Origin of the sequence: Agrobacterium sp. ST15.13.013 (assembly GCF_027956525.1) — a bacterium.
Taxonomy (GTDB): Bacteria; Pseudomonadota; Alphaproteobacteria; order Rhizobiales; family Rhizobiaceae; genus Agrobacterium; species Agrobacterium salinitolerans.
Genome location: NZ_JAQKGP010000003.1, coordinates 1 through 20,568, shown reverse-complemented (window position 1 = coordinate 20,568; position 20,568 = coordinate 1). Strand labels below are relative to the sequence as shown.

Below are 20,568 nucleotides of genomic sequence, written 5' to 3'. Positions count from 1 at the left end.
CTTACGTTCGGAAAATACGCTCAGCCGATGAGATTTGAAAATCGCACAGAATAGATGCGGTCCCGCCCCATCAGATGCGCGACGAGCGCGGCGTGATCGAAGAGGCCGCGCATGGCCTTATGGCGCAAATCCAGCCCGCCGCTCATCACCCCGAAAGCCGGCATCAATAGACGCGAACCGTCTGTGGCGAAACAGGGCCGTCGCACCGTCTTTTCACGGCGGCGGACCGTGGCGGAGGGATGCAGGTGCCCGGCGATTTCGCCGGCGGCATCTCCCGGTTTCGGCTCGTGGCGGAAGACGAGAGCGCCGTAAAACATCTCGTCCACCGAAGAGCCCGGCAGATCGACCGTACCATCGGGATCATGGTTGCCGTTTATCCATATCCATTCGCGGCCACGCGCCATCTCGCGAATGAGTTCGCGCAGCGGCAGCGGCAGATGCTGCGAGCCGACGCGATCATGGAAATTGTCACCGAGGCTGACGACGATCCTCGGATCGTAGCGGCTGATCAGCGAGGACAGGATTTTAAGCGTGGCGATGGTGTCGTAGGGCGGCAGCATGGAGCCGCGCCGGGCAAAGGCCGCGCCCTTTTCCAGATGCAGATCGGAGACGACCAGCAGCGAGAGGTCAGGCAGATACAGCCCGCCCAGCGGGTCGCACCAGGCGGCAACGCCATTGATGACGGTCTCGCTGCCAAGGCATTCGAAGCCATTGGAAAATCTGTCGCTCAATGTCAGCCGGCTCAGCAATGTTGTCGTCGTTCCTTCAATGGGTCTTTCCGGACATCGCCTCGGCGATCAGCTCATCGGCGGCTTCCGCCAGCACATCGTCCATCGCTTCGCCCGCCACCGTCTCCCGGCCGATTTCCAGCATGACCGGAACGGCAAGAGGTGAGACATGCTCCAGCGCGCGATGCGTGGTGTGTCCCTTGATTCGCTTCAGCATATCTCCAAGACGGCCAATGTCCAAAAGTCCTGCCGCGGCATCGCGCCGCGTGGCTTCCAGCAGGATATGATCCGGCTCATGGCTGCGAAGAACGTCATAAATAAGATCGGCCGACACGGTCACCTGCCTGCCGGTCTTTTCCTTGCCGGGGTGGCGGCGTTCGATGAGGCCCGAGATGATGGCGCAGTTGCGGAAGGTGCGCTTCAGCATGAAGGATTCGTCCAGCCATGCTTCGAGATCGTCGCCCAGCATGTCTTCGTCGAGCAGGTCTGCAAGCGACAGGCGGCGGGATTTCAGCCGCATGCCGATATCTTCCATGGCCCAGATGGCGAGTGAATAATCGGTGGCAACGAAACCCATCGGCTTGGCGCCGGCCCGCTCCAGCCGCCTCGTCACAAGCATGCCGAGCGTCTGGTGCGCCAAACGCCCCTCGAAGGGATACATGACCATGAAAAAGCGCTTGCGGAAGGGAAAGGTTTCCACCAGCAGCTCGTCGCGCTTTGGGATGATCGACTTTTCCTTCTGGATTTCAAGCCAGTCACGGACCTGATCTGGCAATGCCTGCCAGCGGGCCGGATCGGCAAGCATGGAGCGCACCTGATCCGCCAGGTAGGTCGAGAGCGGAAACTTGCCGCCTGCATAGGAGGGAATCTTCGGATCGAGGGAGAAAGCCTGCGAAACCAGACATTCGTTCTCGCGGATACCTTCAAAACGCAGCACCTTTCCGGCAAACAGGAATGTGTCCCCCTGCACCAGCTGTTCGAGAAAATATTCCTCGACCTTGCCGAGTGACATGCCGCCGCGCCCGACCGTGCCCTTGGCGTTGCGTTTGACCATGCGGACATTGAGTTCAGCTGCCTCGACGATGGTGCCAAGGTTAAGGCGATATTGCTGGGCAACGGCTGGATTGGAAACGCGCCAGCGCCCATCCTTCATCTGGCGGATGCGAGCATAACGCTCATAGGTGCGCAGCGCATAACCACCGGTGGCGGTAAAATCCACCACCCGGTCGAAGGTGGGGCGCGGCAAATCGGCATAGGGCGAGGCGCTGGTCACTTCTCGATAGAGCTCATCCGCATCGAAGGGTTCGGCGCAGGCCATGCCGAGCACATGCTGGGCGAGAACATCGAGCGCGCCTTCGGCAATGGGCGGGGTATCCTGCGCGCCGATGTAATTGGCATCCAGCGCGGCCCGGCACTCCATCACCTCGAAGCGGTTGGCGGGAACGAGGATCGCCTTTGAAGGCTCGTCCATACGGTGATTGGCGCGCCCGATACGCTGGGCAAGACGGCTTGCGCCTTTTGGCGCGCCGACATGCACCACCAAGTCCACATCGCCCCAGTCTATGCCGAGATCGAGCGTAGAGGTCGCGACAACAGCGCGCAGCTTGTTTTCCGCCATCGCCGCCTCCACCCTGCGGCGCTGGCCGGCATCCAGCGAACCGTGATGCAGTGCAATCGGCAGGTTGTCGTCATTGACGGTCCAGAGTTCCTGGAAGACCCTTTCCGCCTGTGAGCGCGTATTCACAAAGACCAGCGTGGTCTGATGCCGCTTCAACGCCTCGTACAAGTCCTTGCCGGCATAACGCGCGGAATGGCCGGACCACGGAATGCGCTCTTCCGTTTGCAGAATGGAGATATCCGGCTTTGCGCCCCCTTCGACCGTGATGAGGCCGGCCGGCGGCTCGCCCTGTCCCTGCGGCGCAAGGTAACGGCGCAAATCCATCGGATCGGCGACCGTGGCCGACAGGCCGATAAAACGCACATCCGGCGCGTGCCTGCGCACCCGCGCGAGCGCCAGCGACAGCAGATGGCCGCGTTTGGATGTGACGAGCGAGTGCAACTCATCAAGCACCACATATTTCAGATCGCGGAAAAAGCGCTCCGCCTCCTTATTGGCAAGCAGCAGTGAGACCTGCTCCGGTGTCGTCAGCAGGATATCCGGCGGCCTCACCTTCTGGCGCTGGCGTTTCGCCTGGGGCGTATCGCCGGTACGGGTTTCGATGACAATCGGCAGACCCATTTCGGAAACGGGTTTGGTGAGATTTCGCTCGATATCGACTGCAAGCGCCTTCAGCGGCGAGATGTAGAGGGTGTGCACGCCGACAAAGCCGGAGCCGGGCGGAACCTTGCCGCGCTCTGTGAGAGCGGTGAGCGAGGCCAGGAAGCCACCCAGCGTTTTGCCTGCGCCTGTTGGGGCGATCAGGAGCATGTTTTCCCCGCCCCTCGCCCGTGCCATCAGCTCCAGCTGATGGGCGCGCGCAGACCACCCTTTTTCGGCAAACCATTTCTGGAATGGAAGGGGCAAGGTGCCGACATGCGTGCCGGACGTGGGAGACTCGGTATGTTTCACCCCTTCAAGGTAGTGAAAAACCTGAGAAAAAGAAGAGCGCTCCAGCGACGCTTGACAGGAAATCAGAATCGTGGATAAATAATATCCACGATACAGCAACAAGACGTGAGGAACTAATGAAACTCGGCGACGGCGTTGAACAGGCCATTCACAGCGTGGGCATGCTGGCGGGACTTTCAGAAGGCGGCGTGTTATCGGCAGCGGCGCTGGCGGAATTTCACGGCGTTTCCACGAGCTATCTTCTGAAGCACCTGCAATCATTGTCCAGCGCGGGCATTGTCGCCACGGTGCCGGGGCCTAAGGGCGGATATCGTCTGGCGCGACCGACCGACAAGATCACCCTGCTTGACATCGTTCTGGCGGTCGAAGGACCGCAGCCAGCGTTTCGTTGCGCGGAAATCCGCCAGCGCGGGCCGAACCCGCTGCCCGGCCGTTATTTCACCAAGCCCTGCGGAATCAATGCCGCGATGTTGAAAGCAGAGAAAGTCTACCGGGCCGAACTCGCCAAAACCACCATCGCCGATATTCTGGGTGATCTTGCTGCCAATGATGATGGCGGGATTGCCGCGCGTGGCTGCGCCTTTCTGGACATGAATGAGCGCAAGACGACGATGCGCTGAACCCGAAAACGAGACCCGGAATAACCACCAATCACGTTCCCGGATGGCATTGCCGCTTCCCGGACCGATGACACACGCCTTAAACCAACCCAACCAACGGAGAAACACATGAAAACCCGCGTCAACTATGCCAAAGCATCCCCCGAAGCTTTCAAGGCCATGATGGCTTTTGAAAATTATGTTCAGACCAGCGGTCTTGAGCGCCGCTTCATCCACCTCATCAAGCTGCGTGCCTCGATCATCAACGGCTGCGCCTTCTGCGTGGACATGCATGTGAAGGAAAGCCGCCATGACGGGCTTTCCGAACAATGGATCAACCTTATGAGCGTCTGGCGCGAATCCCCCGTTTATACCGAACAGGAACGGGCTCTGCTTGGCTGGGTGGATGCGGTGACGAAGATTGCCGAAACCGGCGCTCCGGATGATGCCTTCGAGACGTTGAAAGCGCATTTTTCCGATGAGGACATCGTGAAAATCACGGTTGCGATCGGCGCAATCAACACCTGGAACCGCATCGCGGTCGGCTTCCGCTCGCAGCATCCGATCGACGCGGCTGCGAAGGCGGCCTGAGCACCCTTGACCGCCTCGAACGACCGCTACATGGCGATGTAGCGGTCATTTCTGTGGTTGACGGCGAGCGTGAGGTTCATGACCAGCGCGCCGAGAATGGAACAAAGGATAACGAAAGGCGTCGCAACGAAGAAGGAGCAGGCGAGAACCATGCCGTCAAAGGCGAGCTGCACGAGGCCGGCGCGCCAGCCGAAGCGATCCTGAAGATAGAGCGCCAGGATGCCGAAGCCGCCGAGGCTGGTGCGGTGCCGGAACAGCGCCAGCATGCCGGCCGCCACCGTCAACCCGCCGAAAAGTGCCGCGGCAATCGGGTTGATGCTCTCAAAGGCAAAGAAGCCCGGCATATATTCGGAAAGCAGCGCCGTCATGGCGATGGCGCAGAAGGTCTTGACCGTGAATGCAAGGCCGAGGCGACGGAAGGCGAGATAATAAAACGGCAGATTGACGAGGAAGAAGACCGTACCGAAGCTGAGATCTGCGCCGTAATGCACGAGAAACGCCAGACCGACCGTGCCGCCCGTCAAAAGGCCGGCAGCGGAAAACAGCGTGACGCCGAGCGAAACCAGCATGCTGCCCGCGAGAACGCCCTGCGCGTCCTCCAGCAATGAATGACGATCCGGCGCGGAGGCCCAAAGGTTCAGTCGCCTGCGTGCGCTCGTATCATCCATGCACTTTTCCCCGAATTTTGGTCTCTACCGAGCTATTGCGCTGAAGTGCTCCGGATTTCAACCACCTTTGCTCAACGCACGACGATGTATCTATCCGAGCGGTGATTGATGGCCAGAAACATGTTGAGGACAAACGCGCCGACAATCGAATAAACGACGGTCGCCGGATCGATGACGAGGAAGGCGCAAAGCATCACGAAGGCATCGAAGGCGAGCTGGATGAGACCGGCGCGAATGCCGAAGCGATCCTGAATATAGATGGCGAGAATGCCGATACCGCCAAGGCTGGCGCGGTGGCGATAGAGCGCCAGCAATCCATAACCTAGCAGCAGGCCGCCGAGCAGCGCCGCCCAGAGCGGATTGATGCTATCGATCACCATCCAGCGGGCTTCCACTTCCGTCAGCACAGAAACAAGGCCGATGGCGATGAAGGTCTTGAAGGAAAAGGCAAGACCGAGGCGGCGGAACGACAGGTAATAGAACGGCAGATTGACGAGGAAGAACAGGAGGCCGAAGCTGATGCCGAAAGCATAATGCAGGAGAAAGGCGACGCCGGCGGTGCCGCCGGTCAGAAGGCCGACCTTGTTCAGAAGATAAAAGCCGAGCGCCGAGACGATGGCGCCGGTGACGATGCCCTGCACGTCCTCCACCGGCGCATGTTTGGCCGGATCGGAACTCCACATGCCGTAAACGCTTCTCGTTCTGCTCACGCTTTTTTCCTCAGCTTCAGGCATATTTTGCACTGCAAAAAACATCTGAGCAAGATGGATACGTAAGGAAGCCTGACCTATCGCGAAAATGGCAAGAAACGGAATGTTCAGGCTTTGGCACGGGCAAGAAAAAGAATGCCGGAAAGGGGTTTTCCGGCATCCTTGCGAATGGTGGTTTTGCGGATTTCGATGAGGGAAAAGCCGGCCCGCTCAAGAAGCTCGGTCACGTAGCTTTTAGAATGGGCGTAACGAAGGGATTCCCGAAGCACGAAACCGTCTTCCTCCCCCGCATCCTCCACCGAAAAGGCGAAAAAGCCTGAAGGCGCAAGCAGGGCGGAAACGAGCGGCATGACAGCCTCGAGACTGCCGAGATACATCATCACATCGGCGGCGGCGACGAGGTCGGCACGGTGCTGCGCGAGCGTGGATGTGAAGAGCCCCGAGGCCTCCGGCTCCAGCGAAAGATCGGCCTGGTCGAGATGATCGTAAAGCCCCTTTTCCTCCGCCTTGGCAAGCATGTTCTGGGAAATATCGAAACCTTCCAGCCGGTTTGCGAAAGTGCGGATTTCAACGCCAAGGAGACCGGTGCCGCAGCCAATATCGACAATGGTATCGAAGACGCCGCCTTTCGCCGCCTTGCCGATCAGTTTCGCCAGCTTTTGCGGCACGCTGTAATCCAGCTTTTCCACGAGCGAAGTTTCGAAACGGTCGGCGTAATCGTCGAACAGCCCTTCCACATAGCGGCTGGGCGGTTGCTCCGGCGTTTCGGCGGCGCCGAGAACCGCGAGTTTCAACTCGGCTGCAAACAGTCCTTCGGCGTCCAGTTCAGCGACTTTCCCGTAAGCCGCCACGGCTTTTTCAGTTTCGCCCGCTTTTTCGTGATATTCCCCGAAGCGAAACCAGCCCGCCGTCCACTGTGGCGCAAGTTCAAGCGCCTGCTCCATGAGTTCGGCGGCGGCGGGATAGTCACCGCTCTCCGCCAGCATGCGAGCATAGTCAGCCCGGCGGTCGGCAATGACGTCACCGGAAGAAAACTGGTTTGGGGCCATTCAAGATTCCTGAGAAGATGTCGGCTGTCATTTATCAAGCCACAAAAAAACTCAAGTCCTATTTCATGGGCCTGCGTGGAATTGACGAATATGACGCGATATAGTCGCCGAAACTTGCATCGAAGCGTCGTGCTTTATATGTCAGGATAAAATAGGAGACGTGCTGATGGCCGGTGAGGTCAACAAAATGCTGGGTGACACGGTGGCCCGTACCGTGGTGAAACTGCTGGTGGTTTCATTGCTCGTCGGCTTTCTGATGGCTATCTTCGGATTGACGCCATGGAACATCATTTACGGCGCGCGCGATTTCGTTGTCGACCTGTGGCGCAGCGGTTTCCATGCGCTGGGCGCAATCGGCGACTATCTGATCCTCGGGGCAACGATCGTCATTCCGGTTTTCATCATCCTGCGCCTCCTGAGCTACCGCCGCTGACATGACCGATACTTCGCTTCACACGCTTACCCGGCGCGGTTTCGTGCTGCTTTCCGCCGGCTCCGTTCTTTCCGCCTGCGTGTCCATGCCCACCAACAAGGGCATCCCCTCCGGCACCCGTGACGAGACGGCCGCGGCGCTTCCCATGGTCAACGATCTGCGCCGATCCAAGGGGCTTTCGCCGCTTGCCATCAATGGCGCGGCAAGCGGTGCCGCCGCCTATCAGGCCGGCCGCATGGTCAAGGCGCAGAAAATGGCGCATCTTATCGGCCTGACCGACAGTTTCCTGGTTCGCATGAAGGAAGGCAATGTGCCGCTTCCGGCAGCGGAGAACGTGGCCGCCGGGCAGGACAGCGTCGAGCGGGTGGTCAAGGCCTGGATCGGCTCACAACATCACCTTGAAAACATGCTTGGGCCTTATAACGGCCTCGGCGTCGCGGTCGCCTATGATACGGCCAGCCGCAACCGGCCCTATTGGGCGATGGTGCTCTGCGCCTGAAGCAAAGCGGCGGGAACCACCATCTTCCCTCATTCCTGTTCCCCGGAACAAGCCCGAGGATGTCACAGGGATGAGGAAGGAGAACCTCCTGAGGAAGCGCTACCTCAACCGTCCAGATCCGCTCTCAACCGAGCTTGCGATCCGCCCAGCGGTCCACCGCGCTATCACGCAAGTCGCGAATGGACTGTACGCCCTCGCGGGCGACCAGCTTCGACAAGCCCTTGACGATGGCCGAGGGCAGGCCGGGGCCTTCATAGACCATGCAGGAATAGAGCTGCACGAGATCGGCCCCTGCCCTCACCTTTTCCAAAGCGGTCTCCGCCGATGACACACCGCCGACGCCGATGATCGGCAGGTTGCCGCCGACGCGACGGCGCATCTTGGCGAGAACCGTGGTCGAAAGCTCGAAGAGCGGCTTGCCCGAGAGACCGCCTGCCTCGCCCTTGTGCGGGCCCGGCCTCAGGCCTTCTCGGGAAAGCGTGGTGTTCGAAACGATCAAGCCATCGAGATCATGAGCGAGCGCCTCTTCGGCGACATCGTCCAGCCCCTCTTCGGTGAGATCCGGCGCGATCTTGAGGAAGACCGGGATGCGTTTGCCGAAGCGTTCGGCTTCCACTTTTCGGCGTTCCAGCACGGCGGCGAGAAGCGCGGCAAGGCTTTCGCGGGCCTGAAGATCGCGCAGGCCGGGCGTGTTGGGCGAGGAAATATTGACGGTGAAATAGGATGCCACCGAATAAAACGCTTCGATGCCCTGCACATAATCGGCGATGCGGTCTTCGCTATCCTTGTTGGCGCCGATATTGACACCGACGATGCCGCGCAGCTTTGCCTGCTTCAGGCGCTCCAGCGCAGCGGCGTGGCCTTCATTGTTGAAGCCGAGGCGATTGATGACACCTTCGTCCTCGACCAGACGGAAGATGCGCGGCCTGGGATTGCCGGATTGCGCCTTGGGCGTGACGGTGCCGATTTCGGTAAAGCCGAAACCGAGCTTGAGGAGCGGCCCCGGCACTTCCGCATTCTTGTCGTAACCCGCCGCCATGCCGAGCGGATTGGGGAAGACGAGGCCAGCTACCGTCTGCTGCAGACGCGGGTCATGCGGCACCATGCAGGTGGGCAGGAAGCCGCTTTTCAGCGCCGCAATGGACAGGCCATGGGCCTTTTCCGGATCGACCAGAAACAGGCCCCTGCGGCCGACCGAGGAAAATAATCCGCTCATCACAAAATCTCCGGAAACTGGTGCTGGCCGTCGTGACCGAGCGAAAGCGGCGTTTCCCAAAGCACGGCGGTCAAGGGAAGATGCGCATAAAGATGCGGGAAAAGATCGCCGCCTCTGGAGGGTTCATAGACCAGCTTGTCGCCGAGGGCCGCGCCGTCGACGGCGATCAGAAGCAGATCGACCTGGCCGGAAAAATGCCGCGCGGCGGTCTCTGCCGCCTGTTTCGCCGTTGAAAAATGAATGAAGCCGTCAGTCAGGTCGATGGCCGCACCTTCGAAGACGCCCTTCGCCTTGGCCGCGCTCCATAATGTCTCCGGCACGATTTTATAGATGATCGCGGGCGTTTCCTGCATAGGGCTCTCCAAGGCTTTCCACTCAGCGGGATTTGCCGCAAAGCTGGAAGATTGTCCACAGTTTCCACGGCATTTTATTGCGGAGAGCCTGAAAGACCGCCTGTCCACAAGCTTTTCCTTGTAATGCGGGACCGATTGGCGCAACCTTTGGCGGAGGAGCCGGATGTGTTTCGACCATCGGCAAACGGGAGTGAGCTAGTATCAGAAAAAGAACCGCATAACGCCCTTGGGAGGGGGCCAGAATGTCGGAACTTGTCATTATCATAGCAGATGACCACCCGCTTTTTCGCGGTGCTCTGAAACAGGCCGTATCCGGCCTCGACGGGCAACAGAGCATTATTGAAGCCGGGGATTTCGAGGCCGCCCGCAGTGCAGCCGCAGCGCGCAACGACGCCGACCTCATGCTTCTCGACCTCGCCATGCCGGGGGTCAGCGGATTTTCAGGCCTGATGGCGCTCCGGGCGGAATTCTCCAGCCTGCCGATCGTCATCGTTTCGGCAACGGACGATGCGACCACCGTGCGCCGCTCCATCGAACTCGGTGCTTCCGGCTTCATTTCCAAATCCTCGGGTATCGACGATATCAGGGACGGCATCCGCGCGGTTCTGGAAGGCGATGTCTGGATACCGTCGGGCCATCAGGGCGACAAGGAACAGGATCCTGACGTGGCCGATCTGATCGGCCGGCTCAGAACGCTGACGCCACAGCAAAGCCGGGTTCTGGGCATGCTGGCCGAAGGGTTGCTGAACAAGCAGATCGCCTACGAGCTCAATGTTTCCGAAGCCACCATCAAGGCGCATGTCTCCGCCATCCTGCTGAAGCTCAAGGTCGACAGCCGCACCCAGGCGGTGATCCAGCTCGCCAAGATAAATACATCGGCCATGGTGGCGTAGAAAAGGATTTTATTCCTTTCCTTGCTTTACTCCTGACCGGATATGGTCTAGATTCCGGTCAGTAAAGGACAGGAGCTTTCCGCTATCGGCTCCACTTGCGGGCTTTCTATCATGCTGTCACACGAGACGATCTGGAGCGCCATCGATACGCTTGCCGAACGCCACCAGCTAACGCCTTCGGCATTGGCGAAGCGCGCCGGCCTCGATCCCACCTCGTTCAATAAATCGAAACGCTTCGGGCCGGATGGCCGCAAACGCTGGCCTTCGACGGAATCCGTCTCCAAGGTGCTGGAAGCGACCGGGGCAAGTGTCGACCAGTTTTTCGGTTATGCTTTCGGCAGGGCGCAGGCCATGCAGCCTTCCGGTGCCGACAATGCCATTCCCCTGCTCGGTTTTGCGCAGGCAGGCTCCGGCGGTTTTTTCGACGATGGCGGTTTTCCGGCGGGTCAGGGCTGGGATGTGGTGGAGTTCCCCTCCTCTCCCGAGCGCAAGCAGGGCGTCTATGCGCTGGAGGTGCAGGGCGAGAGCATGATGCCGCTCTACCGCGACGGCGACATCCTCATCGTGGAACCCGGCGCACAGGTGCGGCGCGGTGACCGCGTGGTGCTGAAAAGCCGCGACGGCGAAGTGATGGCCAAGGTGCTGGCGCGGCAAAGCCCCAAAAACATCGAGCTTCTTTCGCTCAACCCGGAACATCCCAACCGCAGCTTCGACATGGCGGACGTGGAATGGATCGCCCGCATCATCTGGGCCAGCCAATAGGCCGGCAATTGCCGGCGATATCGGTCTACAGGCCGAGCGTTCTGACCGCTGCTTCGACAGTCATGATCTTCGCACCACCGGAAGATGCCCTGCGGATGAGAGCCTGAAGCCTGTCTTTCGGGCAACCGTAAAAAGTCGGTTTCAGTGAAACATCATGGGTGAAGATGACGAGCCAGCCACCCTTTTCCAGAACATCTTCGAGCCATCTGTCGGCAGCATCCAGATAATGCGGGTCCGGCCGCAATTCAACGGCGGCGAGATTATGCGGATCGACGCTGCCGCGATTGATCCCCGGCATAATGCCGCGGGCGGTCTTGAACCGTCGACGCAACAGGGGCTGCATGAGCGGCGAGGCCATGCCGAAAGGAATTGAGAAATTCCGCCCGTGACGGCTTCCATCGAACGATCCGAGCACCCTTTCGTTGCGGTCGAAATCCTCTTCAAGCCCGCGCCGTGAAAAACTCGACAGTTTGCGATGAGAAAAGGTGTGACAGGCAAGCTCGTGACCGGCCGCCGCCAGTTCCAAACAGCCTTTTGTGGAAATCATCTCCTGCTGTTCGTCGTACCTGTCGATGAAAGTGCCCGCGATGTAAAACGTCCCGCGAGCACCCTCGTCTTCCAGAATACGGGCGCCCTTTGTCCAAGCGCTCGCCGGCACATCGTCGAATGTGAAGGACACGATCGGCTCGGACGTTTCGATCCGCACCGCCGGTCCGGGGAAATAGCGCACCAGCCGGTTATTGATCCGGTCTCTAAAAGTCCCGATTTTTTGCGTCATACAAAGCCCCCCGGCCTGTCTGCAAATTACTGTCCCTCTTCGAGTATGTCGTAAGCCTGATGCCTCAAACAATAGATTGCAATCAGAAGAGAAGACCAGATAGGCCCGGTTCCGGTAAAGAAATTACTCTCTAGACACGAAGAAAGTAGCGCATACACCCAAATTCTCGCAAAAAGTCGGGTCAGGCCCGAATCCGCGCCCTTGTCCACCGCCGTGCGGAAATCATTCGCCGGTATAATGACCAGCCAGATGACGGTGAGAATGAAGGCAGGCAAGCCGCCGTTCAGCAAGCTTTCGACATAACCATTATGGGCATGGAAGGCTGAGACCGCCCAGGTGCCGGCGATATCGGCCTGCGACAGGAGCCGGTCACTCATCCAGAAGGCCTGAAACCCCTGACCGAAGATCGGCGATTGCGCGAAAGTGTCGAAGGATAGCCGCCAGATGTCTGTCCGCCCGGTGAAGGTGGAATCGATGCCCAGACTTTCGACAAAATTTTGTATGCTCGGGAAATAGGTGGAGCCGACCGCGGATATGTTGATGAAGGCCAGAAGACCGCCAATCATCAGTAGAGTGCGGTGGGCATGTCTTTCCATGATCCAGATCAGCGCTACGGTGACGGGCAGCAGCATGGCCGCGGTTTTTCCGTTGGTCTTCCAGAGGAAGAACCCTGAAAGCAGCGTGATGGCCAGGCCGCCCAGCGTCGACCAGGCGTTGCGCAGGTAAAGCCCGATCATGAAGAGAATGATCATGGCCGGAGCGGCGGCATTCTTGTGATTGAAGATACCGCGCCAGTCACCCGCCAACGCTTTTTCATCGAGATCATAGGGCTGATGGATCGAGCGCGAGCTGAGGAAGATCACACCCAGATAACACAGCGCCAAGAGAATGATGGCGAAGATGGCCATCATCCGGTCGAACTGCCGCCGGTCGCGCGGCATGACGACAAGGACGCTGGTGATGAAGCATAGGAGCGCCGTGAAGATCAGGCGTTGCAGCGACGTGCCGGGCTGGGTTCCAACCACCGAGCATATGGCCAGCCAGAAGAACAACAGCAGAATGGGCAGCCGCGGCCGCAGCAGAAGCCCCGTCAGCCGGTGGCGCAGCGCAAAAACGCCGAGGATCAATGCAATCACGAGGCCGGTCAGCTGGTTTGCGGCGGCGTGCGGCACGGGCGGTACTGCTAGATTTTCGAAAGGCGCGACGGAAATCCAGATATAGAGCATGGTGGCGACGAAAAAAAACGCGTCGCGCCGGCTGCCGGTAAAGGATATGGCGCCGCCTTGCGCAGAGACGGGCTGCGGATCAGCCAAACGCGGCATGGTCGCCTGCATCGGAAATGGATCGTCGGATCATTGGCCTGCCTTGTGACGAAGAACGAAACCCTTCTGATACAGGGCCATGTCCAAATAACCATAAACAGTCATTATCGTCATTATTATGCAATTGCTTTAACCCTCTCTTACCTCAAGAGGGATAAGACAGGATAAACTGCCATTCATACGGATCGCGGACTTTCACATTATTGGCCAGTTGCGGCTTTTTCAGTTCGCTGAATTCCAAAAAAGCAGCACAGCCATTTTTGAATTCGTCCGGCAATGCCGGAAAACATGGAGAATGAGGTGTCGTTCAATACGCCGCGGCTCGGCCATCTAGTCAGACTGGGATTGACCTACATGGCGTCCGGCGGGGCGCTCCTCATGTCCAGCGCCGCCCAGCTTCTGACCTTCGCGCTGCTTGCCCGCCATCTCGGCGTCGAACAATTCGCGCTATACGCCTCCATCACGGCCGTCACCAATCTCGGCGTCCAGATCTGCGGCATCGGCTCGCAGGAATCGCTGATCCGCCGCGTCGCGCAGGATCGCAGCATGTTTCCCGTCATGCTCGGCCACAGCTATCTCTTGAGCGCCGCGACAGGCGTCGTGCTGACGATCGTCGGCATGGTGACGATCCCGGTATTTTTCCCGACCTCGGAAACATTGCTGCACACGCTGATCACCACCTTCCTGATTCTGTTCACGAACCTCGTCCTCCTGAAAGTCATCTCGCTTTCCACGCAGAGCTTCATCGCCCATTCAGACTTCGCCTCCGCCAACAAGCTGGAAGTGATGTTTGCCGTCGCCCGAACCTTTGCCGCGGTGGTCGCCTGCCTCATCTTCAAGGTAGAGACCGTAGAAGCCTGGGCGCTGTGGAACCTTGCGGCCCACACCATTGCGGCCATGATCTCGGTCAAGGCAATAGCGAGACTCGGCAGCCCGGTGTTCCGCATCGTGCGCGAGGAAATCCGCATCGGCATCCTGTTTTCCACCCAGTTCCTGTTCAAGGCCGTGCGCGGCAATGCCGATATTCTCGTTCTCGGCGCCATTGCCAGCGCCGAGGTGCTGGGCAGCTATTCCATCGCCCGGCGCATTCTCGACAGTTCCTATCTCTCCGTCGAGGCCCTCAACCGGCTGATCTATCCCGGCTCGGCTTCCGCCGCCCTGCAGGGCATCAGCAAGACCATAGAGCGCGCCTATAACGTGCTGAAGGCCGCGCTTTTCATCGCGACCGGCAGCGCGTTCGTCATTTTCATCATCGCGCCATTCCTGCCGCTTTTGTTCGGCGATGAATATGTTTCGCTGCCCATCATCACCCGCGTGCTTTGCTGGGCGGTTCTGCCCATGGCTGTTGCCGCCACCGCGCTCGAGGCGCTCGGCGCATCCGGACGGCAGGATATTCGCGCGAAGATCTGGAACAGCGGCAACCTCATCGGCTCCGTCGTCGTCGCCTTCTTCACATGGTCCTTCAGCATTTCGGGAACGATCGGCAGCTATTTCATGGTGGAAACCGCCATCGCCGCCGCCGTGTGGATCGCGCTTCTGCGCCTGCGCCGCAATGAAGAGGTTTTCGCGCCAGCCAAATAAGAGCTGGCATAGGAGCCGATCTGGTGGCCGGCTCTCCCTAATAGAGCCCATAAGGGAAATAACGCCGGTAGATTTCTTCCAGCCGGCCGTTACGGGAAAGGGCCGCCAGCGCCTGATCGAAAGCCGGAACAAGCACGTTGTCGGGATCGACGGTCATGATGGACAGGCCTTCACCGAGAAACCTGTCGGACATGTAGGGACCGCCGTAGAGAGCGCAGCAGCCTTCGGACGCGCTTCCGGAAACCCAGAAAGGCAGACGCAGACCGTCGGCGAAAATGGCGTCTACCTTGCCTTTCTTCACCGCGTCATACATGGGTTCGTAGCCGTCGAAGCCTTCAGCCGCGGCCTTTGGAAAGAAAGCCTTCAGCATCTGTTCGTGCCGCGAGCCGGCAACCACACCCACCTTCTTTCCCGAAAGCGCATCAGCACCGGAGCCGGTGAATTTCGCCGCCTTGTTCACCGCAAGACGGGCGGGCATCAGGAGATAGGGCCGCGAGAAGGTAAAACTCTTGCGCAGGTCGGCGGTGGTGGCGAGGCCGGAAATCACAGCTTCGCCCTCGCCCAATTCCAAAGCCGCCTCCAACTCGTCAAATGGCAGCGCCTGCACCTGGCATTTGCTTTCGACCTTCAACTGAGCGCAGATTTCACGCACCAGATCGACATGGAAACCCGCAAGCCGGCCTTCCTGATCGGTAAAATTGAAGGGCGGGAAATCGACCGACATCAGAAATCTGATGCGGGGAACGGAAGAAAGATCGCCGCCCGGAAACCGCTCCTGCGCATCGAAAAGCACCGGCATCCGGTTCCCGTCCGACAGGCCTTCTGCACGCACATCGCTAAAAAAACCAGTAAATTGTAAAGCGAAAGCTAAAGTAAATCCGAAACTTATATTCCGCGTTACATTCGTCATTCTCATCTATACTATCCGTGGCAGGAAGTTGGGCGTTACCATGACGGCGGCGGCGATGCATGGATTATTTTAGGCAATATACACGAGATTCGTTTCGCATGGCGCCGGCGACACGAAAAATTGCATTTTCCCACGCCAGTGAAAATCCACTCCCAACCGCTTCCGAACAGGACCAGACTGGACAGGTCCGCTTTCTCTCTTCGCTGGGATTGGGCAGACCCTATATCGAGGCATTCGAACAGCGGGCTCTGGAAAATGGCTCAACTTTGGAGGACGAATTGCTGGCAAGCGGTCTCGTCACGGCGGATGCCTATTTCGGCGCTTTCGCCAGATTCCTGCGGTTGCCGTTTCTCCCGGAAATCGGCCCGGATCGCGTGACGGACTCGAACGGGCTGGACACTCAGCTCTCCGAACCAAGGTTCCTGCGGCTGACACCGCTGAACGGCACGCCAACGCTGCTGATTGTGCCGGAACTGGCGCGGATGGCGTCGCTGAAAAACATGCTGGATCAGCGCCCGCGTCTTCTCGACGATTTTGCCGTGACAACCCCGCAGGCCATGCGCGGCGCAATCTGGAAAGCGGGCGAGACCCGTCGCTTGGCGGAAACCCAACAGCTGCTTTTCAACACGGCGCCACACCATTCCGCCAGGATCACGCTTCACGGCGAGCAGGGTTTTTGCAGCGGCGTTCTCCTTACCCTGCTTATTCTGTCGCTGGTGTTTTATACGGAAGCGGCATTTACGTACCTGCATGCCACCCTGACGATGCTTTACCTCTTGACCCTGCTTTTCAGGCTGTTCGCGCTCTTCCATCTATCCATGGAAAAGGACGCCACCTTGCCTCTTCGGCAGGAAAGCCAATTGCCTGTCTATACTGTTCTGGTGGCGCTTTACCGGGAGGAGGACGTCGTCGGGCAGCTCATCGGCGCATTGGAGCGTCTGGACTGGCCCAAATCCCGACTGGACATAAAGCTTGTCTGCGAGGCAGACGACGGTGCGACAATTGAGGCGATCCAGCGGATGAATCCCGGGCTGCATATAGAGGTTGTAAGGGTGCCGCCCTCCTTACCGCGCACCAAACCAAAGGCCCTGACTTACGCGCTTTCCGGCGCACGCGGCGCATTCGTTGTCATCTATGACGCCGAGGACCGGCCCCATCCGCAGCAATTGCGCGAAGCCTATAGCGCCTTCCGCAACCAACCCGACGAGCTAGCCTGCCTGCAGGCCCCGCTTATCATCAGCAATGCTTCTTTCTCCTGGCTCAGCGCGTGTTTCGCATTGGAATATTCCGCCCTCTTCCGCTGCATCTTACCTGCCCTTGCCGCACATGGCTTGCCGCTGCCGCTTGGCGGCACCTCCAATCATTTCCGGACCGCCGTGCTGCGGAAGGCTGGCGCCTGGGACCCCTATAATGTAACGGAAGACGCCGATCTCGGCCTCCGGCTGCATCGGCTGGGTTATCGTTGCGGCGTTATCCGGCGACAGACGCTGGAGGATGCGCCGACCTCACTATCCGTGTGGCTGAACCAGCGAACACGCTGGTACAAGGGCTGGCTGCAAAGCTGGCTGGTGATGACCCGTGCGCCCTTTCCGACCGCGCGCGGCATGGGATGGTTTGCCTATGTGGTCTTTCAACTGCTGATCGGAGGCATGCTTCTGTCGTCGTTGGCGCACCCCCTGCTCTTCGTTTCGCTGGCATTCATGACCATCGCTCTTCGGGAAAATGGCGCCGACCTGTTGCTCTCCTGGCAGGGTCTTCTGTTTTTTATCGATGTGCTGAATATCGTCGGAAGCTACACGATCTTCGTCCTGATGGGCCGCAGCAGAATGATCGTCTATGAAAGACGGCATGTCGGAAGGCGGTGGCTGGCAATGCCCGCATATTGGCTGATGCTGTCCATCGCGGCCTGGCGGGCCGTGGTGGAACTCAAGACCAAACCCTTTGCATGGAACAAGACGCCACACGCGCCAGCCGTCAAAAATACCTCATGATCCGGAATCTTCGAGAGAACCAAAACAATCGAGATACTTGTTTCGAGTAACGGCGGCTCATGGCTCCTATCACATTGCCGCTGCCAGCAAAGCCGCCTCAGGCCTTACGTTACCGCCGTCATCGATAACGCGAGCCGTTCCTTGCCGAACAAAGCTCCTCCTTCGGCAAGGTCCTTCATTTCATCTTGAAGGCGACCGAACCGCTCTACTTGGCAACGAGCTTGTTCTTAATCAGGCCGACGATGATCTGCACGATCAGACCGCCGACACCGCCGCCAACCAGCTGGCCGGCGAGAGCGCCGATATCCACGCCACCGGCTGCCGCGTCTCCCGCCGCGCCGAGCAGCGAACCGAGCACAGTTCCGCCGCCGAGTCCGCCGATGGCGCCTGCAATCAGATTGCCGAGCGAACCAAGATCGGAGTCCTTCACTATCTTTCCGCCCGCCGTGCCACCTACCGCACCGCCGACGATCTGGGCCAATATCGAAGCAAGATCCATGTCATCCTCCTCAGTCGTTTCCCCGACCATTCGAGGAAACAAAGCCTCTTATTCATGTCTGGGCAGGTTGAACCGAACCGGCATGGCCGGCCTTCTCTTCCTCGCCGAAGATTTTCCAGATCGCGGCTCCGATGGCGCCGCCGAGGATCGGAGCAAGCCAGAACAGCCAGAGCTGCTGCAGCGCCCATCCGCCAACGAACAATGCCTGTCCCGTGGAGCGGGCCGGATTGACAGATGTGTTGGTGACCGGAATGGAAATCAGATGAATAAGGGTAAGGGCAAGACCGATGGCGATCGGCGCGAAGCCGACCGGAACCCTGCCATGTGTCGAACCCAAAATAACGATCACGAAAAACGCAGTCAGGATGACTTCGATCAGCAGCGCCGATACGAGAGAATATCCGCCCGGCGAGTGTTCGCCATAACCATTGGCGGCAAAACCGCCAATGTCAGCCCCCGCCTTGCCGGTGAAGATGGCATAAAGCGCCGCAGCTGCGACGATCGCCCCCAGAACCTGCACCACGATGTAAGGCAAGAGGCTCGCCGCCGGGAATTTACCCGCAACGGTGAGGCCGACTGAAACGGCCGGATTGAAGTGACCGCCCGAAATGCCGCCTACCGCATAGGCCATGGTCAGAACCGTCAGACCGAAAGCGAAAGCGACGCCAAGGAAGCCGATGCCGAGCTCTGGAAAGGCTGCGGCAAAAACCGCACTGCCGCATCCCCCGAACACGAGCCAAAAGGTTCCCAGAAATTCCGAAAGAAGTTTGCGACTCATAACACTTCCCCTATGTTACGACCACATCAACTATTACGTGCAATTTAATTGTAGTCAAGCTAAATCACATATTCGCTCGGTCCGCGAATGTAACGGCGGCAAGAGGCCTATTATTTGCTGGGGTGGAATTGGAGCGGGTGAAGGGAATCGAATTCCCATGATATTCCCATTAGAAATAGTCATTTTTTTCTTCAATCCATGAATCATACCGTATTATTTACCGTTATCGATATCGGATTTTATTGCACTGGATGGCACTGGGAGACATAATAAAACGCTCCGGGCCCATCGAAGGTAAAGCAAAGTGCTATTGTTGGAAGCAGATACAAAAGGTGAGGAGATTTTTGAGGCCGCGTTCCAACCAATGGGTGAAAATAAGGCGATACGCAAAGCGTTTTCATCACCGCACTCGCGGCAACAGTTCATCAAGGCATTCTCAGAAATATGGCTTGGCTATAAAGAAGCTCAAACCCAGCAGCCATTTTTTAAGGATCCAAACAGCAACGACATCGATCAAGCAGCCAACCTGATGAATAAAACAATCAAGATGCTCGAGGAAGTCTCTTCAAAATATCCGCGTCTAAGAAACTTAAACCGGGAAATTATAGATCGATTGATCGTTGATCTTAATGCGATGATCTCCCAGTTCAAATCTGCAGAGATTCATCAACCGCCAGTGGGACGGCGATCCAATGATCCGCTCATAGCTAGGGCGGCCGCTCAGATCGTGAAAGAGTTTGAACACATCACCGGAACGAAATTCGTATTCTCTGTTGACTTTGCTCTTGGGGAACGCGGCGAAAATGCCTTTGCATCTGAGCACGCTGAGTTTTTGTACCGCTTGCTGTATGGCATAGACCATAATATCCAACGGTCTTCGGTTGCGACCGCTCTAAAGAGAGCAAAGCAAAATCCACTGCAAAAAAAGGCAAAAAAATAAGGAATTAACGCGGCACAACTTTGTTGAGCAGCGCAAAAAGATGATTATTAGTACGTGACGTTCACAACCGAAAGGGTAACGTCATGGAACACTTGAAAGAGAAACACCTATTACGCCTCAAAGATATTCTGGCGCCCGGTGGTCCGATACCTCTCAGTAAATCATCGTTTTATGCCAAAGTTCGTTCAGGCGAATACCCTCGCCCAGTGAAAATATCTGCACGTGTATCGGCATGGAAAGCAACAGATATACTCGCGCTTTTGAAAAGCTTCGAGGAGAATAAGTAATGGAGAAGGATCCTTCTCGCCGACCGATCCCGCCACCTTCTGAGCAGTTGAATGCAAAGGTACGGAACAAAGGTTTATCAAGTTTTGAAGCAGCTAAACGCTCACCGCAACGCCACATCTGGACGAGCTCATCAACAAGTTTTTTTGGGCGTAGTTTAGGCAGCGGTCAGATGCATAAATTACCTGCATTTGAAACAGCGGGATCTAAACGGGTCCAGATCTTGGGAATTAATCCTCGACTAGCACTGAAGCACGACGCCCCACCACCGCCAACATTCACTCACCGTCTTTCGGCCCTCGTTAAAGCGCAGAAAGAGGTGGCTCGGTTTGTCTGAACAGTTTCGGGCGTTTTTCTAAGTGGATTTCCGCCTCGATTATGCCGCCACCATCATTGGTGCCAGCGCGTTGAAGT

The 20,568-nt window shown here is 58.1% G+C and carries 22 protein-coding genes; 10 read left to right on the top strand and 12 right to left on the bottom strand.

What is annotated here, in order from left to right:
• Positions 1–20 precede the first annotated feature (20 nt).
• Entirely contained in the window at positions 21–749 is a 729-nt protein-coding gene (pdeM, locus tag PL597_RS03750) for a ligase-associated DNA damage response endonuclease PdeM (protein ID WP_077985384.1), read from the bottom strand.
• A gap of 16 nt (positions 750–765) precedes the next feature.
• Positions 766–3,297, bottom strand: coding sequence for a ligase-associated DNA damage response DEXH box helicase (locus tag PL597_RS03745; protein WP_271364624.1), 2,532 nt, complete (start codon positions 3,295–3,297; stop codon positions 766–768).
• Positions 3,298–3,413: 116 nt separating this feature from the next.
• Here PL597_RS03745 and PL597_RS03740 point away from each other — a divergent pair, with 116 nt between their 5' ends.
• Positions 3,414–3,917, top strand: coding sequence for an RrF2 family transcriptional regulator (locus PL597_RS03740; RefSeq protein WP_077985383.1), 504 nt, complete (start codon positions 3,414–3,416; stop codon positions 3,915–3,917).
• Between the two features lie 108 nt (positions 3,918–4,025).
• Entirely contained in the window at positions 4,026–4,487 is a 462-nt protein-coding gene (locus PL597_RS03735; RefSeq protein WP_077985382.1) for a carboxymuconolactone decarboxylase family protein, read from the top strand.
• 26 nt (positions 4,488–4,513) lie between these two features.
• On the opposite strand, the gene PL597_RS03730 is transcribed toward PL597_RS03735, so the two are convergent.
• The 3 genes from PL597_RS03730 to PL597_RS03720 form a co-directional block, all read right to left on the bottom strand.
• The gene (locus PL597_RS03730; RefSeq protein ID WP_077985381.1) at positions 4,514–5,155 is read right to left on the bottom strand and encodes a YitT family protein; all 642 of its coding nucleotides are present in this window, start codon (positions 5,153–5,155) and stop codon (positions 4,514–4,516) included.
• A 71-nt stretch (positions 5,156–5,226) separates the two neighbouring features.
• Positions 5,227–5,838, bottom strand: coding sequence for a YitT family protein (locus PL597_RS03725; RefSeq protein ID WP_035236585.1), 612 nt, complete (start codon positions 5,836–5,838; stop codon positions 5,227–5,229).
• A 134-nt stretch (positions 5,839–5,972) separates the two neighbouring features.
• Positions 5,973–6,914, bottom strand: a complete 942-nt coding sequence (locus tag PL597_RS03720) for a class I SAM-dependent DNA methyltransferase (protein ID WP_271364623.1) — start codon at positions 6,912–6,914, stop codon at positions 5,973–5,975.
• Between the two features lie 166 nt (positions 6,915–7,080).
• Here PL597_RS03720 and PL597_RS03715 point away from each other — a divergent pair, with 166 nt between their 5' ends.
• Together PL597_RS03715 and PL597_RS03710 are read left to right on the top strand one after the other, a co-directional pair.
• Entirely contained in the window at positions 7,081–7,347 is a 267-nt protein-coding gene (locus PL597_RS03715) for a DUF6460 domain-containing protein (RefSeq protein WP_003493739.1), read from the top strand.
• A gap of 1 nt (position 7,348) precedes the next feature.
• Positions 7,349–7,846 carry a CAP domain-containing protein gene (locus PL597_RS03710; protein WP_077985380.1) on the top strand — a complete coding sequence of 166 codons (498 nt, stop codon included), beginning with the start codon at positions 7,349–7,351 and terminating at the stop codon, positions 7,844–7,846.
• Positions 7,847–7,970: 124 nt separating this feature from the next.
• On the opposite strand, the gene PL597_RS03705 is transcribed toward PL597_RS03710, so the two are convergent.
• Positions 7,971–9,062: a quinone-dependent dihydroorotate dehydrogenase gene (locus tag PL597_RS03705; RefSeq protein ID WP_271364622.1), complete on the bottom strand. Its 1,092-nt coding sequence runs from the start codon at positions 9,060–9,062 to the stop codon at positions 7,971–7,973.
• Positions 9,062–9,415, bottom strand: coding sequence for a DUF952 domain-containing protein (locus PL597_RS03700; protein WP_271364621.1), 354 nt, complete (start codon positions 9,413–9,415; stop codon positions 9,062–9,064). The genes PL597_RS03705 and PL597_RS03700 overlap by 1 nt, the downstream gene beginning before the upstream one ends.
• A 242-nt stretch (positions 9,416–9,657) precedes the next feature.
• On the opposite strand from PL597_RS03700, the gene PL597_RS03695 reads away from it, so the two are divergent.
• Together PL597_RS03695 and PL597_RS03690 are read left to right on the top strand one after the other, a co-directional pair.
• A complete protein-coding gene (locus PL597_RS03695; protein ID WP_137409734.1) occupies positions 9,658–10,308 on the top strand; it encodes a response regulator in 651 nt (216 codons plus the stop codon).
• 111 nt (positions 10,309–10,419) lie between these two features.
• Positions 10,420–11,070 (top strand): S24 family peptidase, encoded by a 651-nt coding sequence (locus PL597_RS03690; RefSeq protein WP_059759480.1) that lies wholly within the window; start codon positions 10,420–10,422, stop codon positions 11,068–11,070.
• A gap of 25 nt (positions 11,071–11,095) precedes the next feature.
• Here the strand turns inward: PL597_RS03690 and PL597_RS03685 are convergent, their stop codons facing one another.
• Together PL597_RS03685 and uppY are read right to left on the bottom strand one after the other, a co-directional pair.
• Positions 11,096–11,848 carry a polysaccharide deacetylase family protein gene (locus tag PL597_RS03685; protein ID WP_271364620.1) on the bottom strand — a complete coding sequence of 251 codons (753 nt, stop codon included), beginning with the start codon at positions 11,846–11,848 and terminating at the stop codon, positions 11,096–11,098.
• Between the two features lie 26 nt (positions 11,849–11,874).
• On the bottom strand, positions 11,875–13,170 hold the full coding sequence (gene uppY / locus PL597_RS03680) for a Wzy-type polysaccharide biosynthesis protein UppY (RefSeq protein WP_142912692.1): 1,296 nt from the start codon (positions 13,168–13,170) through the stop codon (positions 11,875–11,877).
• Positions 13,171–13,458: 288 nt separating this feature from the next.
• Between uppY and uppX the strand changes: the two genes are divergently transcribed.
• On the top strand, positions 13,459–14,751 hold the full coding sequence (gene uppX / locus PL597_RS03675; RefSeq protein ID WP_271364619.1) for a Wzx-type polysaccharide biosynthesis protein UppX: 1,293 nt from the start codon (positions 13,459–13,461) through the stop codon (positions 14,749–14,751).
• 37 nt (positions 14,752–14,788) lie between these two features.
• Here the strand turns inward: uppX and PL597_RS03670 are convergent, their stop codons facing one another.
• Positions 14,789–15,550: a transporter substrate-binding domain-containing protein gene (locus tag PL597_RS03670; protein ID WP_077985426.1), complete on the bottom strand. Its 762-nt coding sequence runs from the start codon at positions 15,548–15,550 to the stop codon at positions 14,789–14,791.
• Between the two features lie 170 nt (positions 15,551–15,720).
• Here PL597_RS03670 and PL597_RS03665 point away from each other — a divergent pair, with 170 nt between their 5' ends.
• Complete coding sequence (locus PL597_RS03665) at positions 15,721–17,652, top strand: glycosyltransferase family 2 protein (protein ID WP_271364618.1); 1,932 nt, start codon at positions 15,721–15,723, stop codon at positions 17,650–17,652.
• Between the two features lie 205 nt (positions 17,653–17,857).
• On the opposite strand, the gene PL597_RS03660 is transcribed toward PL597_RS03665, so the two are convergent.
• Both PL597_RS03660 and aqpZ read right to left on the bottom strand, forming a co-directional pair.
• Positions 17,858–18,151 carry a hypothetical protein gene (locus PL597_RS03660; protein WP_162520452.1) on the bottom strand — a complete coding sequence of 98 codons (294 nt, stop codon included), beginning with the start codon at positions 18,149–18,151 and terminating at the stop codon, positions 17,858–17,860.
• A 52-nt stretch (positions 18,152–18,203) separates the two neighbouring features.
• Complete coding sequence (gene aqpZ / locus PL597_RS03655) at positions 18,204–18,929, bottom strand: aquaporin Z (RefSeq protein ID WP_271364617.1); 726 nt, start codon at positions 18,927–18,929, stop codon at positions 18,204–18,206.
• A gap of 313 nt (positions 18,930–19,242) precedes the next feature.
• Here aqpZ and PL597_RS03650 point away from each other — a divergent pair, with 313 nt between their 5' ends.
• Together PL597_RS03650 and PL597_RS03645 are read left to right on the top strand one after the other, a co-directional pair.
• The gene (locus tag PL597_RS03650; RefSeq protein ID WP_271364616.1) at positions 19,243–19,869 is read left to right on the top strand and encodes a hypothetical protein; all 627 of its coding nucleotides are present in this window, start codon (positions 19,243–19,245) and stop codon (positions 19,867–19,869) included.
• 83 nt (positions 19,870–19,952) lie between these two features.
• Entirely contained in the window at positions 19,953–20,156 is a 204-nt protein-coding gene (locus PL597_RS03645; RefSeq protein ID WP_006313338.1) for a helix-turn-helix transcriptional regulator, read from the top strand.
• Positions 20,157–20,568 lie beyond the last annotated feature (412 nt).

Coding starts and splice junctions, on each gene's coding strand:
- PL597_RS03740 (WP_077985383.1), top strand. CDS start 3,414: ATGAAACTCGGCGACGGCGTTGAACAGGCCATTCACAGCGTGGGCATG.
- PL597_RS03735 (WP_077985382.1), top strand. CDS start 4,026: ATGAAAACCCGCGTCAACTATGCCAAAGCATCCCCCGAAGCTTTCAAG.
- PL597_RS03730 (WP_077985381.1), bottom strand. CDS start 5,155: ATGGATGATACGAGCGCACGCAGGCGACTGAACCTTTGGGCCTCCGCG.
- PL597_RS03725 (WP_035236585.1), bottom strand. CDS start 5,838: ATGTGGAGTTCCGATCCGGCCAAACATGCGCCGGTGGAGGACGTGCAG.
- PL597_RS03720 (WP_271364623.1), bottom strand. CDS start 6,914: ATGGCCCCAAACCAGTTTTCTTCCGGTGACGTCATTGCCGACCGCCGG.
- PL597_RS03715 (WP_003493739.1), top strand. CDS start 7,081: ATGGCCGGTGAGGTCAACAAAATGCTGGGTGACACGGTGGCCCGTACC.
- PL597_RS03710 (WP_077985380.1), top strand. CDS start 7,349: ATGACCGATACTTCGCTTCACACGCTTACCCGGCGCGGTTTCGTGCTG.
- PL597_RS03705 (WP_271364622.1), bottom strand. CDS start 9,062: ATGAGCGGATTATTTTCCTCGGTCGGCCGCAGGGGCCTGTTTCTGGTC.
- PL597_RS03700 (WP_271364621.1), bottom strand. CDS start 9,415: ATGCAGGAAACGCCCGCGATCATCTATAAAATCGTGCCGGAGACATTA.
- PL597_RS03695 (WP_137409734.1), top strand. CDS start 9,658: ATGTCGGAACTTGTCATTATCATAGCAGATGACCACCCGCTTTTTCGC.
- PL597_RS03690 (WP_059759480.1), top strand. CDS start 10,420: ATGCTGTCACACGAGACGATCTGGAGCGCCATCGATACGCTTGCCGAA.
- PL597_RS03685 (WP_271364620.1), bottom strand. CDS start 11,848: ATGACGCAAAAAATCGGGACTTTTAGAGACCGGATCAATAACCGGCTG.
- uppY (WP_142912692.1), bottom strand. CDS start 13,170: ATGCCGCGTTTGGCTGATCCGCAGCCCGTCTCTGCGCAAGGCGGCGCC.
- uppX (WP_271364619.1), top strand. CDS start 13,459: ATGGAGAATGAGGTGTCGTTCAATACGCCGCGGCTCGGCCATCTAGTC.
- PL597_RS03670 (WP_077985426.1), bottom strand. CDS start 15,550: ATGCCGGTGCTTTTCGATGCGCAGGAGCGGTTTCCGGGCGGCGATCTT.
- PL597_RS03665 (WP_271364618.1), top strand. CDS start 15,721: ATGGATTATTTTAGGCAATATACACGAGATTCGTTTCGCATGGCGCCG.
- PL597_RS03660 (WP_162520452.1), bottom strand. CDS start 18,151: ATGGATCTTGCTTCGATATTGGCCCAGATCGTCGGCGGTGCGGTAGGT.
- aqpZ (WP_271364617.1), bottom strand. CDS start 18,929: ATGAGTCGCAAACTTCTTTCGGAATTTCTGGGAACCTTTTGGCTCGTG.
- PL597_RS03645 (WP_006313338.1), top strand. CDS start 19,953: ATGGAACACTTGAAAGAGAAACACCTATTACGCCTCAAAGATATTCTG.